Annotated in this window: 14 protein-coding genes; 5 read left to right on the forward strand and 9 right to left on the reverse strand. The window is 68.3% G+C overall.

Going from position 1 to position 12,993, the window contains the following annotated elements; all coding sequences use genetic code 11:
* Window positions 1-68: 68 nt before the first annotated feature.
* A complete protein-coding gene (locus AC2YHA_RS13190) occupies window positions 69-1,313 on the forward strand; it encodes an MFS transporter (RefSeq protein ID WP_487401946.1) in 1,245 nt (414 codons plus the stop codon).
* 19 nt (window positions 1,314-1,332) lie between these two features.
* The gene (locus tag AC2YHA_RS13195) at window positions 1,333-2,430 is read left to right on the forward strand and encodes an alpha/beta hydrolase (RefSeq protein ID WP_487401947.1); all 1,098 of its coding nucleotides are present in this window, start codon (window positions 1,333-1,335) and stop codon (window positions 2,428-2,430) included.
* A 234-nt stretch (window positions 2,431-2,664) separates the two neighbouring features.
* Here the strand turns inward: AC2YHA_RS13195 and AC2YHA_RS13200 are convergent, their stop codons facing one another.
* A complete protein-coding gene (locus AC2YHA_RS13200) occupies window positions 2,665-3,021 on the reverse strand; it encodes an acyl-homoserine-lactone synthase (protein ID WP_487401948.1) in 357 nt (118 codons plus the stop codon).
* A gap of 75 nt (window positions 3,022-3,096) precedes the next feature.
* On the reverse strand, window positions 3,097-3,882 hold the full coding sequence (locus AC2YHA_RS13205) for a LuxR family transcriptional regulator (protein ID WP_487401949.1): 786 nt from the start codon (window positions 3,880-3,882) through the stop codon (window positions 3,097-3,099).
* A gap of 317 nt (window positions 3,883-4,199) precedes the next feature.
* Here AC2YHA_RS13205 and AC2YHA_RS13210 point away from each other — a divergent pair, with 317 nt between their 5' ends.
* Both AC2YHA_RS13210 and AC2YHA_RS13215 read left to right on the forward strand, forming a co-directional pair.
* The gene (locus AC2YHA_RS13210) at window positions 4,200-4,412 is read left to right on the forward strand and encodes a transcriptional regulator domain-containing protein (RefSeq protein WP_487402308.1); all 213 of its coding nucleotides are present in this window, start codon (window positions 4,200-4,202) and stop codon (window positions 4,410-4,412) included.
* Window positions 4,413-4,566: 154 nt separating this feature from the next.
* Window positions 4,567-4,908: a DNA -binding domain-containing protein gene (locus AC2YHA_RS13215; protein WP_487402309.1), complete on the forward strand. Its 342-nt coding sequence runs from the start codon at window positions 4,567-4,569 to the stop codon at window positions 4,906-4,908.
* Between the two features lie 309 nt (window positions 4,909-5,217).
* On the opposite strand, the gene AC2YHA_RS13220 is transcribed toward AC2YHA_RS13215, so the two are convergent.
* The 4 genes from AC2YHA_RS13220 to AC2YHA_RS13235 form a co-directional block, all read right to left on the reverse strand.
* A complete protein-coding gene (locus AC2YHA_RS13220) occupies window positions 5,218-6,294 on the reverse strand; it encodes an NAD(P)-dependent alcohol dehydrogenase (RefSeq protein WP_487401950.1) in 1,077 nt (358 codons plus the stop codon).
* A gap of 81 nt (window positions 6,295-6,375) precedes the next feature.
* On the reverse strand, window positions 6,376-7,650 hold the full coding sequence (locus AC2YHA_RS13225; protein ID WP_487401951.1) for an MgtC/SapB family protein: 1,275 nt from the start codon (window positions 7,648-7,650) through the stop codon (window positions 6,376-6,378).
* Window positions 7,647-10,265 (reverse strand): cation-translocating P-type ATPase, encoded by a 2,619-nt coding sequence (locus tag AC2YHA_RS13230; RefSeq protein ID WP_487401952.1) that lies wholly within the window; start codon window positions 10,263-10,265, stop codon window positions 7,647-7,649. Before AC2YHA_RS13230 ends, AC2YHA_RS13225 begins: the two co-directional genes overlap by 4 nt.
* On the reverse strand, window positions 10,262-10,684 hold the full coding sequence (locus AC2YHA_RS13235) for a universal stress protein (RefSeq protein ID WP_487401953.1): 423 nt from the start codon (window positions 10,682-10,684) through the stop codon (window positions 10,262-10,264). Before AC2YHA_RS13235 ends, AC2YHA_RS13230 begins: the two co-directional genes overlap by 4 nt.
* 125 nt (window positions 10,685-10,809) lie before the next feature.
* Here AC2YHA_RS13235 and AC2YHA_RS13240 point away from each other — a divergent pair, with 125 nt between their 5' ends.
* The gene (locus AC2YHA_RS13240; protein WP_487401954.1) at window positions 10,810-11,511 is read left to right on the forward strand and encodes a VIT1/CCC1 transporter family protein; all 702 of its coding nucleotides are present in this window, start codon (window positions 10,810-10,812) and stop codon (window positions 11,509-11,511) included.
* On the opposite strand, the gene AC2YHA_RS13245 is transcribed toward AC2YHA_RS13240, so the two are convergent.
* The 3 genes from AC2YHA_RS13245 to AC2YHA_RS13255 are packed head-to-tail and all read right to left on the reverse strand — an operon-like array spanning window position 11,508 to window position 12,975.
* On the reverse strand, window positions 11,508-11,909 hold the full coding sequence (locus AC2YHA_RS13245) for a group III truncated hemoglobin (RefSeq protein ID WP_487401955.1): 402 nt from the start codon (window positions 11,907-11,909) through the stop codon (window positions 11,508-11,510). The two genes, AC2YHA_RS13240 and AC2YHA_RS13245, sit on opposite strands and share 4 nt — an antisense overlap.
* A 1-nt stretch (window position 11,910) precedes the next feature.
* Window positions 11,911-12,261: a response regulator transcription factor gene (locus AC2YHA_RS13250; protein ID WP_487401956.1), complete on the reverse strand. Its 351-nt coding sequence runs from the start codon at window positions 12,259-12,261 to the stop codon at window positions 11,911-11,913.
* Between the two features lie 24 nt (window positions 12,262-12,285).
* Window positions 12,286-12,975 (reverse strand): alternative oxidase, encoded by a 690-nt coding sequence (locus AC2YHA_RS13255; RefSeq protein ID WP_487401957.1) that lies wholly within the window; start codon window positions 12,973-12,975, stop codon window positions 12,286-12,288.
* Between the last annotated feature and the right edge of the window lie 18 nt (window positions 12,976-12,993).

Genomic DNA, 12,993 nt, shown 5'->3' on the forward strand with positions numbered 1-12,993 from the left:
TCTCACTTAATGGTTTATGCCAATTATAGCGTCTAATTGAGGATGGTGGCAGCCGCTATCTAGCTGCCATGCAAATCGATACGACCTCTTCGCCGGCTGAGGCCGGGCGGCGGGCCGCGCCCTCGCCGCCGGCAAGCTGGAGCGCGGTGTTCGCGCTGACGCTTTGCGTCGGCACGCTGATCGCATCCGAATTCATGCCGGTCAGCCTGCTCAGTCCAATCGCGGCCGACCTGCGGATCACCGAAGGGCAGGCCGGGCAAACGATCGCGGTGTCCGGCGTCTTCGCCGTTCTGACCAGCTTGTTCATCTCCTCGGCAACCCAGCGCATCGACCGCCGCACGCTGTTGCTGGCGCTCACGGTCGTCATGCTGGTGTCGGGCGCAGTCGTGGCCTTCGCCCCGAGCTTCCCCGTGATGATGCTCGGTCGCGCGCTCATCGGCGTGGTGATCGGCGGCTTCTGGTCGATGACGGCAGCGATCGTCATGCAATTGGTGTCCGAGGACGAAGTGCCCAAGGCGCTGGGCCTCCTCAATGGAGGGAACGCGCTGGCGACCACGATTGCCGCGCCGCTCGGAGCGTTTCTCGGTCAATATATCGGCTGGCGCGGAGCCTTTTTCTCGGTCGTCCCGCTGGCGGTGCTGACGTTCGCTTGGCTGTTCATGACCCTGCCATCGATGCCCGCACGGGGCCGGTCCAGCCGGATGGCGGCTTTCGGCGTCCTGGGGCGTCGAACCGTGGCACTGGGAATCCTGGCGGTATCGCTGTTCTTTATCGGCCAGTTCACCCTGTTCACCTATCTTCGGCCGTTCCTGGAGACCGTTACCCGGGTGAGCGTCTCGGGTCTCTCGCTGATCCTGCTGGTGTTGGGAGTCAGCGGCCTTGCCGGGACGTATCTGATCGGGCTGGTTCTGAAGAACCGGCTCTACGCTCTGCTTGTCGCAATGCCGATCGCGCTTGCGGCGATCGCCCTGGCGCTGATCGCATTGGGATCCTCCGCCATCGGGACAGGCGTATTGCTGGCCCTGTGGGGCTTCATCGCGACTGCCGCCCCGGTCGGCTGGTGGACCTGGCTGAGCCAGACCCTGCCCGATGACGCCGAAGCCGGCGGCGGACTGATGGTCGCGGCGATCCAGCTTGCCATCACGCTGGGCGCCGCGGTGGGCGGCCTGATCTTCGACGCTAGCGGTTACCAGGCGACCTTCGCTGTCAGCGCCTTCATCCTGTGCGGGTCCGCCGTCGTTGCGTTCCTCGCCTCCCGCTCGGTTGCGGGCCGGCCAGCCGCCTCGGCGCTGCCCGTCTCCGCGACCGCCTGAACGAAAAAGGAGTTCCATCATGCAAAACCGCATTCCCACCGGACCCGACGTCAAATCCGTCGACAGGCGCCGGGTCCTGAAGACCGCCGCTGCCGCGATCGCATTCGTCGGCCTCTCCGCCCTCAACATCCCGCAAGCAGGAGCCCAGACCATGCCCAGCGATGCCAACAACTTCTACAAGAGCGACGCCGTCGATATCCGCAAGGTGACGTTCAAGAACCAATACGACATGCAGGTGACCGGCAACCTTGTGTCTCCCAAAGGCGCGAGCGGACGCAGCCCGGCGATCATCGTCGGCCACCCGATGGGCGCGGTGAAGGAGCAGAGTTCGATGCTCTACGCGCAGAAGCTGGCGGAGCAGGGTTTCGTGACACTGGCGATCGATCTGCCCTTCTGGGGCGAGAGCGAGGGGCAGCCGCGCAACCTGGTCGCGCCCGAGCTCTATTCAGAGGCGTTCAGCGCCGCGGTCGACTATCTCGGCACGCGCGACTTCATCGACCGCGACCGCATCGGCGTGCTCGGCATTTGCGGCAGCGGCAGCTTCTCGATCAGCGCCGCGAAGCTGGATCCGCGCCTGAGGGCGGTTGCCACGGTCAGCATGTACGACATGGGTGCGGTCACCCGGAACGGGCTCAACCATTCGGTGTCGCTCGAGCAACGCAAGGCCTTGCTCGCCAGGGCGGCGGAGCAACGCTACACCGAGTTCACCACCGGCGAGGCGATCTTCCAGAACTATCTGCCCGTGCAATTGGGGGCAGACGCCGATGCAATCACGCGCGAATTCTGGGACTTCTACCGCACGCCGCGCGGCATCGCGATCCCCGCTGGCCGGACGCTGGAGCAGACGCAGAACCGGACGCTGTCGAGCGAGGTGCGCTTCGTCAATTTCTATCCGTTCAACGATATCGAGACGATCTCGCCGCGTCCGATGCTGTTCATCGCCGGGGACCAGGCCCATTCGCGGGAGTTCAGCGAAGACGCCTATAAGCGGGCTGCTGAGCCGAAGGAGCTGGTCATCGTTCCGGGTGCCGGCCATGTCGACCTGTATGACCGTGTGAACCTCATCCCGTTCGACAAGCTCACGGCGTTTTTTCGCCAGCACCTCGCAATGAGTTGAGGGCTAGGCGAGGCTCCGCGCACGCTCTTTGACGCCCTCGTGATCAAAGGGAGCTGGACCAGTCTCGCGAAACCTTGGCGGCGCTTTCAAGGCAGAGACAGGGATCGGCTTCAATCACCGAATCAAAAGCAGTCGGTCGTTTGCTGGTATGTTGAGGGTCGTCTCCCCTCTCCATCCAGAATGGCTGCAATTCCTACCACGCCCGCGAACGGGTTGCGTATCGCCTGCTTCGAGCTAGTCTGACCGGGCGCCGCGAGGGTGGCGCCGGGACGTGAGAATCCCGCTTGTCACCTCATAGACGTCGGGCCCGCGCGGCGGCTCCTCTTCGCACAGCTCGGCATAGAAGCTGTCGAGGATGTGCGGGCGCGTCGTCGGCAGCAGACGCGCCGAGGCGAGATGCGCGCCTTGCCGGTCGGCGAGCACCAGATAGGTCGCGTGCGGATCGTCGAACTGATCGACCTCATAGGCGCCGTCGATCACCGGCACGTCCCACTTGAGCAGGTCAACGAAGACCTGCTTGCGCGCGGCGAACATCGCGCGGAGCACGCCGTCCGAGGCCGGACGCGCACCGAACTGCATGACATGAAGCATGGCTGAGCTCCCTTGGCTTGGTTCGCCAAGGGTCTGCGGACGCGGCGCCGGCCGCTATTCCCGGAAAGGGTAATATCAGCGTCGGAAGATATCGGTGAAAGTGAGGGTTCCGTCGAACAGCGCCCGGATCGCCAGCAATGTTCGTTTGCTCACCCCGTATCGCGCGCAGGCCAGCTTGATATGGCGGGCGACCGTCTCTTCGGTCACGCCGAGGATCCGGCTGATCTCCCAATCGGTTTTGCCGCGCGCTGCCCAGAGCAGACAGTCGCGCTGCCGGTCGGTGAGCGCCGGCGGCGGCGGTTGGGGCAGGTGCCCGCGCTCCGACCAGAGCCGCCGCGCGCCCTCGAACGCGAAGGCGCCGGCGAGCTGCGCCATCGGCAGCAGATCGACCACGATCGGGCGCCCCGCCTCGCTTGCGAACGAGCAGGAACCGCGCGCCTCGCCCGGAACATGGGCCGGCACGGTGAAGCCCTCGCCGATCCCTTCATCGCGCCCCATCGCCAGCACGCGCCGGTCCTCGGCCGTCAGCGGAATCATCTCGGGCATGCGCGACCAGCAGAAGCCGACGCTCGTCACATGGCTCGCGCGATGCACGGGGTCGGACACACCCAGCGCGTTGCGGTCGTAATAGTCGGCCCATCTGTCCGGGTAATTGTGGATGCGGATCGCCGTGCCGTCGGCGGCGAGAATGTCGACGTGGTGCGTCAGTGCGAAATATTGAAAGCCGAGCTCGGCGGTGACCGCCTGCATCGCAGCGGCCAGGTCATCGACGGTCCTTACTTCCTCGACGATGCGGATGAACTGCATCGCCGTGCCGTGCATGCCCATCGGGCAGCAACACAGCCCCGGGCGGCGTCTCAAGCCACCGTGTGTCCCGAGGCCGCCCTTTCCCACAGATACGGGCTGGAGAACGGGACCTCACGCCGTCCTCCGGCGACTCTTGCGATTGCATCACGTTATCATGTGAAATTCATACGAAGAAGATGTTGCGCGCATCGAAGACGGTGGAGTCCGTGGCAAGCTTTGCCCGACCCGCCCTCAGTGCCGGCAAGTAGCCGTTGCGCCGCCCTCGAGTTGCTCGCGCAGGCATGATCGGCGACGGCCAAGACCAGGGCGCCGAACACTGGCGCGACGGCAGCCGCTATACTCGCCTGCGCGGAATTGATCGGGCTGGCCTCATGTGGGAGTGGCTCCGCCGCGATCCCGATTACATCGCCTGGTACGCGCAGGCGAGCCGGGCGACACGCGGCGGCCCCGCTCCAGGGTTCGAGCCGATCCAGTGGGGGCTCCACTTTCGCCGAGGATCCGGACCGCGCTGCGCCCGAGGCCCGGATCATCTGGCATGCCGATCTCGATCCCGGCACGCTGCGCGTCATCGCACTCCCGTCTGATCCCGCGAACCCGGACAGCATCCGCACCGAGCGTCTTGCGCCATGGCTGGCGATCGCAACCGACGGCGACGGCCGCGAACATGCGGTGCTCTCCGACGGATGGCATCGCATCCGAATCGACGTCGAGAAAGGCAGCATCGCGCGCGAGGAAGCCGTGCTGCTCCACTACCGCCTGCTCGGCTTCGCTTCGGCGGAACCCAAGATCCTACCGCTCCGCCGCTTCATCGCGCTGTGCCGCCACGGCCGCTTTGCCCACTCACTGTTCCCGCGCGATTCGCGGGTAAACCGCTGGCTGACGGTGCTGCGCGTTCACGACGCACTCGCTGCAGGCGCTAGCCAGCGCGAGATCGGCGCTGCGCTGTTCGGCGAGGACCGCATCCTGCTCGACTGGAGCGAGCGCACCGATTCGCTGCGCTCGCGCGTGCGCCGCCTCGTGCGCGACGCGCAGATGATGGCGCGGGGCGGGTATCGTCACCTTCTCCAGCGGCGTGCATGATCGGCTCGGCTGATCCCATGGCAGGTTCTGCGAGCCGGGTGAACTGTTCTCGTTGAAGCCGCAACGCTGGCGGATCTCGCCGCTTTCTCCACCTTTGCCGCCGCCGCCGTTTCCAGGCATCGCTGTTTCCCCGCGATGCGCGCGCCGGCCGGCTCATGCTGATGCTGCGCGTCCACGACGCGCTCTGCCAGGGCGCCAGCTATCTGCCGCGCCGGTGCAACCGGATGTGGCTGCCAGGCAGATAATTGCTCGATACAACGCCGTGGCGCGTTTGAGAGCCGCCCTCCTAACGCGTTGCAATGGCTAACGTCACGGCCTGATCGCAACCTTCAGTACGCCATCGCGCTGGTGCCCGAACAAGTCGTAGGCTGCTTCGATCTCATCGAGGGCGAAGCGGTGCGTCACCAGCGCCGCAGTGTCGATCCGGCTGCTCTCGACCGTCGCCATCAACCGCCGCATCCGCTCTTTACCACCTGGGCAGAGCGTGGTGACGATCCTGTGGTCACCAAGCCCCGCTGCGAAGGCGTCGCGCGGGATGCGCAGATCCTCGGAATAGACGCCGAGCGACGACAGCGTGCCGCCCGGGCGCAGCGCGCGCAGCGCCCATTCGAAGGTCTGCTGCCGGCCGAGCGCCTCGATCGCGACGTCGACGCCGCGGCCCCCGGTGATCCGATGGATGGCGCTCACCGGATCCTCCTTTGTGAAGTCCACCACATGATCGGCGCCCAGCCGTCGCGAGATGGCGGCGCGTGCCGGCACCGATTCGACCGCGATGATCTCGGCGGCGCCCATCAGCCGCGCGCCCGCGGTCGCACACAGGCCGATCGGGCCCTGCGCGAACACCGCGACGATGTCGCCGATGCGGATGCGGCCGGCCTCGGCGCCGCCGAACCCGGTCGACATGATGTCGGGGCACATCAGCACCTGCTCGTCGCTGAGGCCGTTGGGGATCGGTGCCAGGTTCGCCATCGCGTCGGGCACGAGCAGATAGTCGGCCTGGGCGCCGTCAATGGTGTTGCCGAAGCGCCAGCCGCCCATCGCCTTGAACCCGTGCGGGCCGTCCTGCCCGTCCTGCGAGCCGCAGCCGCACAGCGAGGCGTTCGACCAGCCCGACGGCGTGATCGCGCCGGCGATGACGCGTTGGCCCTCCTGATATCCGCGCACCGCCGAGCCGAGCTTCTCGATCACGCCGACCGGCTCATGGCCGATCGTCAGCCCCGAGGCGACCGGATATTCGCCCTTGAGGATATGGATGTCGGTGCCGCAGATCGTGGTGGTGGTGATGCGAACCAGCGCATCGAGCGGCCCGACCCTGGGAATGGGCTTCTCGCCCAGCACGATCCTGCCGGGCTCGATGAAGATCGTCGCGCGCATTGTGTCGGCCATGATGTCTCTCCTCAGGCAAGGCGGGGAACATAGGCTCCCGCCGCATTGGGCTCGCTTCGGAGAATCCCGGATGGGGCGGAGCTAGGCGATCGCGAATGTCAGCCCGATCAGTCCCGCAGCCAGGGCCAGAGGCGCGGCCGCCGCAGCGGCACCGCGGCCGCGCGCGAACACGAGCGTGATCCCCGTCTTCACCGTCATGTTGAGCGCGACCGGCAGCGCCAGCGCGGTGGCGAGATCGACGGACTCCGGCCCAATCGGCAGCCCGGCGAACACGATCACCGCGGCATCGACATCGGCGAGGCCGGTCAGCCCGAGCACGACCGCGCTGCCCATATGACCATAATGGTCGAGCGCCCAACGGCTCGCGAGAGCGGTGAGCGCGACGAGCAGGGTGAGGCCGATCGCACCGGCGAGCTCGAGCGGGTTGTCGAGCGCGACCGCCATCGGCCGTTCGACGGAAGCGCGGCGCATCCGCCACACTGTCGCGGCAAGGAGCAGCAACAGCGGCGGCACGAAGACGATCGCCAGCCGTCCGAGCGCGTGCGGCGCCAGGATTGCGATCAGCAGCAGCACGCGGGCGATGCTGATCGCGGAGGCAAGCGCGATGCCGGCGCTCAGCGCACGATCAGCGCCGTTCGTGCCAGTGAGGCGGCGCGCGAAGGTCGCGGTCACCGCGGTCGAAGACACGACCGCGCCGCACGCGGCGGTAAGGAGCATGCCGCGGGTGGCCTCGGCGCGGCGCGCCACGACATAGCCGACGAACGACAGGCCGCAGACCAGCACGATGACCAGCAGCAGCTGATGAGGATTCCAGGCGCCATAGGGACCGAGGGGTCGGTCCGGCGCCAGCGGCAGCAGGACGAGCGCGAGGATGGCGAAGCGGGCGGCGGCGCGCAGCTCCTCGCCACTCATATCCTTGAGCAGGTGATGCAGGCTCTGCCGCATCGACAGCAGCAACATCAGGGCGGCCGCGCAGGCGAGCGCCTCGAACGGGCGGCCGCTTACGGCCAATGCGCCGAGCCCGAGCACGCTTAGCGCGGCGAGCGCGCTGGTCGCGCTTCGGCCGGTATCGGGGCCGCTTTGCCGGACATAGCCGATGACGAGGACGGTGCCGCATGCGCCGATCAGCACGACCATCGCCGCCACAGGCAGCAAGGCGGCGACGCCGCCCAGCACGCCCAGCATCGCGAAGGTGCGAATACCGGCAACGCGGGTACCGCTCGGGTCGTCGCGGTCGCTCCAGCCGCGCTCGAGACCGATCAGCAGACCGATCGCCAGCGCATAGCCGAGCGGCAGCAGGACGTCCGTCGCCGGCGTGGCCAGGAGCGCCGGGGAGGTCGCCACCGGTGTGCTCATGCGGCGATCCGGCCGGCGCCGCGCGGGCGCGGCGCGCGGCGGACGAGCTTCGTAAGCTCGAGCAGGGTCAGCACGGCGGCGCCCACCCCGACCGCAACGAGGACCTCGCGCATCGTGAGCGGCGCAAAACCGAACAGCTGGCCGACGCCCGGCACGAGCTGCGCGAGCGCCAACACCGTGATGACCAGTGCGGCGACGACCACGAGGGCGAGGTTGGGTCGGCGGAGGGCGGTCACGAGCGATGCCGAGAAGGAACGATTGACCAGCACCAGTGCAACGACGGCGGCGACCAGCGCGATGAAGGTGGCGGCGCGCAGCGTCTCCTCGGCGGCCCCGTGGCCGTAGTCCCAGAGCAGCAGGCCGGCCACCGCCGCGAACGCCACCAGACCCTGGACGAGCGACCAGCCGAGGAGGTCGAACGACAGCAGCCGCGCGGATGGCGGGCGCGGCGCTCGGCGCATGACGTCGGCCTCCTCGGTCTCGGCCTCGAACGCGAGCGAGCAGACCGGGTCGATGATCATCTCGAGCACGGCAATATGGACGGGCGCGAGCAGGATCGGGAAACCGGCGAGCAACGGCAGCAATGCCAGCCCAGCGATCGGAATATGGACCGCGACAATGAACCCCATCGCCTTGCGCAGATTGTCGTAGATGCGCCGGCCGACGCGGACAGCGGTCGCGATCGAGCCGAAGTCGTCGTCGAGCAGCACGATCGAGGCGGCTTCGCGCGCGACGTCGGTGCCGCGCCCGCCCATGGCGATGCCGATGTCGGCGGCCTTGAGCGAGGGCGCATCGTTGACGCCGTCGCCGGTCATGCCGACGACCTCGCCGGCGGCCTTCAGCGCCTCGACGATGCGCAGCTTCTGCTCGGGCATGACGCGCGCGAAGATACCGATACCGCCGATGCGGCGGGCAAGCCCGGCGTCGTCCATCGCCGCGACCGTCGTGCCGGTCACCACCTCGCCCGCGTCAATGCCCGCCTGGTCCGCGATGGCGCGTGCGGTCTCGGGATAGTCGCCGGTGATCATCACCACGCGGATGCCGGCGTTGCGGCATTGGCGGACGGCATCGGGCACGGAGGCGCGCAGCGGATCGTGAAGCCCGACCAGGCCACGATAGGCGAAGTCGAAGCCGCGCTGCGACGGCGGCAGCTCCGCTCCCCGCCAGCGCGCCTCGGCCACCGCCAGCACGCGCAGTCCGCGGGCCGCCATCGCGCCGGCAGCCTCGTGCATCCGGGCGCGTTGGTGCACGCCCAGCCGGCACAGCTCGGCGATGGCCTCGGGTGCGCCCTTGGCGGCGATCACATCGTCGGCGTTGCCGGTGTTCCAGACATGGGAGACCGCGAGCAGCGCTGAATCGAGCGGATAGTGGTGCCGCCGGGTCCAGCCGGCATCGCGGCGGCGCGGCAGGTCGGCGTCGCGATGGATGCGGTCGAACGCGTGGAACGCAGCTTCCATCGGGTCGAACGGCTCGGGTTCGCTCGCGAGCACGCCGAGCTCGGCGACGGTCCAGAAGTCGCGGGGCGCCGCCGCCGGCCCATCCGGCGCGAAGGTGCGGTCATCGGGCAGGGCGAGCTCGGCGACGCGCATGCGATTCTCGGTGAGCGTGCCGGTCTTGTCGGTGCACAGCACCGTCGCCGAGCCCAGCGTCTCGATGGCGGCGGCGCGGCGGGCGAGCACACGCACGCGCGACATGCGCATCGCGCCCATTGCCATGAACACGGCAAGCACGACCGGGAACTCCTCCGGCAGCATCGACATGGCGAGCGCGATGCCGGCAAGCGCGGCGTCCAGCCATCCGCCGCGCAGCAGCCCGAACAGCAGCACGGCGAGCGCGCAGACCGCGAGGGCACCGAGGCCAAAGGCGAGCACCAGCAGGCGGATCTCGCGATGGAGGCGCGGCGCGCCGGTCTCGATTGCCGACAGCGACTGGCCGATGCGTCCGACCTCGGTCCGGGGGCCGGTCGCGTTGACGAAGCACAGGCCGCTGCCGCGCACGACGAGCGTGCTCGAGAAGGCATAGGCGAGGCCGTTCCCGCCCGGGCGCGGCGGGCGCTTGTCCGAGAGAGTGGTCACCTCGCCCTTGGCGACGGCCAGGGATTCGCCGGTCAGCAGCGATTCGTCGACAGCGAGCCCGTCGCTCTCGACGATCCAGCCGTCGGCCGGAACGCGGTCGCCCTCGGCGAGCACGACGAGATCGCCGCGCACCACCTCGCGGCCAGGAATACGCTGCCGCTCGCCGCCGCGGACTACGAGCGCACGGGGGCTGGCGAGATCGCGTAGCGCCTCCAGCGCGCGTTCGCTGCGAGCCTCCTGGACGACCGTCACGGCCACCGAGAAGCCGGCGAATGCGATCAGCATCACGGCCTCCTGTTGGTCGCCCAGCGCCAGATAGACGAGGCCGGCGGCGATCAGCAGGAACAGCATCGGCTCGCGCAGCACACCGATCAGGATCGACAGGACCGTGCGCCGGCCCTGGCGCGGAAGCTCGTTCGGTCCTTCGCAGGCGAGCCGACGCCCGGCCTCGGCGCGGCTGAGGCCAAGGCACAGGGCGGTGGAGCGGCCGGGTGGTGCCGGGGTGGGCGGTGCCTGATCGAGGACGGCTGCGGCACTCATTCGCGGACCACCATGACCGAGCAGCGGGCATGGCGGACCACGCGTGCGGCGGTGCTGCCGAGGAGGACGTCCGTCATCGCCGGACGATGCGAGGCGAGCACGATCAGGTCGGCACCGCCGCGCTTGGCGATCGCCACGATCGTGGCGGAGACGGCGCCGACTTCGACGCGATGCGCGATCTCCGCCGGACCGGTCACCGAGGCCGCGAGCGCGGCGAGCCGCGCTTCGGCGGTGGCAATGATCTCGCGGCAAGCGATCGCCGACCATTGCTCCTCGAGCGTCAGCTGGCTGTCCGGGACGACGGTCGCAAGGGTAAGGTTGGCGCCGAAGCAGCGGCATAGCGCTGCCGCGGCGGACAGCGCCTTGGCCCAGGAACCCGGCTGATCGAGGTCGATCGGAACGAGAATGCTGCGATACATGGCCACCCATGCCTTTTCCGCGAAGACGCTGAGGATGTGCGGCGTAGCCTAGCGGGCGGCGCGGTCGCGTCAGTTGGTGATATTACCTAAAGCTGTGGGACGGGCCCGCGTGGCAGGAGGCGTCGATGACCAGGCTGAGGGCTCATGTCGAACGGCATACGATCGCGCGGGTCGGCTGGCTGCGCGCCGCCGTGCTCGGCGCCAACGACGGGATCGTCTCGACCGGCAGCCTGATCGTCGGCGTCGCGGCGTCGGACGCGGACAAGGGCGGCGTGCTGTTGGCCGGCGTCGCGGCGCTGGTCGCCGGGGCGATGTCGATGGCCGCCGGCGAATATGTCTCGGTCAGCTCGCAAGCGGACAACGAGCGCGCCAACCTCGCCAAGGAGCGGCGTGAGCTGGCCGAGCAGCCCGAGTTCGAACATGAAGAGCTTGCGGCAATCTATGTCGCGCGCGGCCTGGACCGGGCGCTGGCGCACCAGGTCGCCGACCAGCTGATGGCCAAGGACGCGCTCGCCGCGCATGCGCAGGACGAGCTCGGCATTTCCGATATATCGACCGCGCGCCCGCTCCAGGCCGCCTTTACCTCGGCAGCGACCTTCAGCGCGGGCGCGGCCGCGCCGCTGCTCGCGGTCTCGCTCACGCCGCACGCCTTGGCGATCCCGATGGTGGTCGCTGCGTCGCTCGCCTGCCTGGTGGTGCTGGGCGCGCTCGGCGCCAAGGCTGGCGACGCGCCGCCGCTTCGTTCGGTGCTGCGGGTGACGTTCTGGGGGGCGCTCGCGATGGCGATCACCGCGGCGGTCGGGCATTTGGCGGGCGCCGCGGTCTAGGCGCGGTCCGCTGCGCGGCATGCGGCACGCCGGTCGCGATAGAATTGCATGCCGAGCTGAAGGCTTTCGGCGATGCGATCGGCTTTGTCCTGGAAGGCGGCCGCCGCCTCGGCCGCCAGCAGATCGGTGGCGGTCTGGCGCCAGAGCGCCAGCCAACGCGCGAAATTCTCGGGCGTCATATGCTGCTCGTGCCGGACGTGAGCGGTCATCGGCTGGCCCTTGTAACGACCGCTGGTGAGCATGACCGAGGACCAGAATGCCTGCAGCTTATCGATGTGGCGCGGCCAATCCTCGATCGCGCCGTTGAAGATCGGTCCGAGCACCGCGTCCTTGCGGATGCGGTCGTAGAATGCCGGAACAAGCCGATGGATATCGTCTTCGGTGATGGATGTGGGCATCTCAGGCGGCCTCGGTTTGCAGGATGCAGTGCAGCGCGCGCGTCAGCTCGTCGCCGAGCAGGGGTTTCTCGATGATGGCGGCGCCGACGGCCCCGGCCCGCCGCCGCAGGGCGGGCCCGGGATTGGTGGCGAGCAGCAGGGCCGGTGCATTGCGGCCGTCGGCGCGAAGCGATCGGAGCAGGTCCAGCCCGCCGCCGCGGCAGGCCTGGTCGATCACCAGGCAGGCGGCCGGCGGATTGCCTGCCGCCAGTCCGTCCGCCACCTGAAACCCTTCGAGCGAGAGCGCGAACTGGAGCGAAGCCAGGACCGAAGCGTCGCTGATGAACAGCAGGATCGAATTCTCCGCGGTCATATCCTGTCCTCGCCACCGCCCGGTTCAGGCGGCCCGCTTCCAATTGGGCTCGAGCGTCGCATGCGGCGGAGAGGCGGCGACGGCGCCGACCGGCAACCCGCCAAGCTCGTTGGCGAAGCCGTGATTGACGTCGCGGTGGTGCGCTTCGTCGGCGCGGACCACGAGCACCACGTCGCGCAGTGTCGCGTCCTCGGGCAGGCTCCAATAGCGCTTGGCGATCTCGGGCGCCGGCACATTCTCGCTGCGCCCTTCGTCGATCTCGGCGAGATAATGGGTGTAGCTGATCACGGCCTCCTCCTCGAAATAGCCGACCACCCGGTGCGCGGTCTTCGAGCTGACGAGATAAAGGCCAAAGAAGAACAGGTAGAACACCCACTGCACGCCGATGATCACGGCCCGCTCGAAGAAGGTGGGCTTGGAGATCTCGATGAAGGTCATCAGGTGCATGCGCTCATTTTCGGCTTCGTCCATGAGCGTCTTGATCCAGCCCCTATCGTCGCACATGCGGCGCAGGCAGGCGAGGTGATTGATCGTCGCGCCGACCATCCCCGGAACGGCGGCAACCGTTTCCAGAACGACGGCGCGATGGCCGTAACGCTCGGCGAAGAAGGTGTCGGCGGTCCAGCGCAGCACTTTGGTGAAGGCGAAGGCGATCCGGTCCGACAGTCCCTTGGGCTGGTGATGGACGCCGAGATCGATGAACGGTGGGATCATGGTTGGTCTCCGTGGCAC

The organism is Sphingomonas sp. SRI_018, from assembly GCF_057586275.1.

What these genes read in the sequence shown, in the direction of transcription:
- AC2YHA_RS13235 (WP_487401953.1), bottom strand. Translation starts at nt 10,684, where the DNA reads ATGTATCGCAGCATTCTCGTTCCGATCGACCTCGATCAGCCGGGTTCC.
- AC2YHA_RS13240 (WP_487401954.1), top strand. Translation starts at nt 10,810, where the DNA reads ATGACCAGGCTGAGGGCTCATGTCGAACGGCATACGATCGCGCGGGTC.
- AC2YHA_RS13220 (WP_487401950.1), bottom strand. Translation starts at nt 6,294, where the DNA reads ATGGCCGACACAATGCGCGCGACGATCTTCATCGAGCCCGGCAGGATC.
- AC2YHA_RS13225 (WP_487401951.1), bottom strand. Translation starts at nt 7,650, where the DNA reads ATGAGCACACCGGTGGCGACCTCCCCGGCGCTCCTGGCCACGCCGGCG.
- AC2YHA_RS13250 (WP_487401956.1), bottom strand. Translation starts at nt 12,261, where the DNA reads ATGACCGCGGAGAATTCGATCCTGCTGTTCATCAGCGACGCTTCGGTC.
- AC2YHA_RS13190 (WP_487401946.1), top strand. Translation starts at nt 69, where the DNA reads ATGCAAATCGATACGACCTCTTCGCCGGCTGAGGCCGGGCGGCGGGCC.
- AC2YHA_RS13210 (WP_487402308.1), top strand. Translation starts at nt 4,200, where the DNA reads ATGTGGGAGTGGCTCCGCCGCGATCCCGATTACATCGCCTGGTACGCG.
- AC2YHA_RS13245 (WP_487401955.1), bottom strand. Translation starts at nt 11,909, where the DNA reads ATGCCCACATCCATCACCGAAGACGATATCCATCGGCTTGTTCCGGCA.
- AC2YHA_RS13230 (WP_487401952.1), bottom strand. Translation starts at nt 10,265, where the DNA reads ATGAGTGCCGCAGCCGTCCTCGATCAGGCACCGCCCACCCCGGCACCA.
- AC2YHA_RS13255 (WP_487401957.1), bottom strand. Translation starts at nt 12,975, where the DNA reads ATGATCCCACCGTTCATCGATCTCGGCGTCCATCACCAGCCCAAGGGA.
- AC2YHA_RS13200 (WP_487401948.1), bottom strand. Translation starts at nt 3,021, where the DNA reads ATGCTTCATGTCATGCAGTTCGGTGCGCGTCCGGCCTCGGACGGCGTG.
- AC2YHA_RS13195 (WP_487401947.1), top strand. Translation starts at nt 1,333, where the DNA reads ATGCAAAACCGCATTCCCACCGGACCCGACGTCAAATCCGTCGACAGG.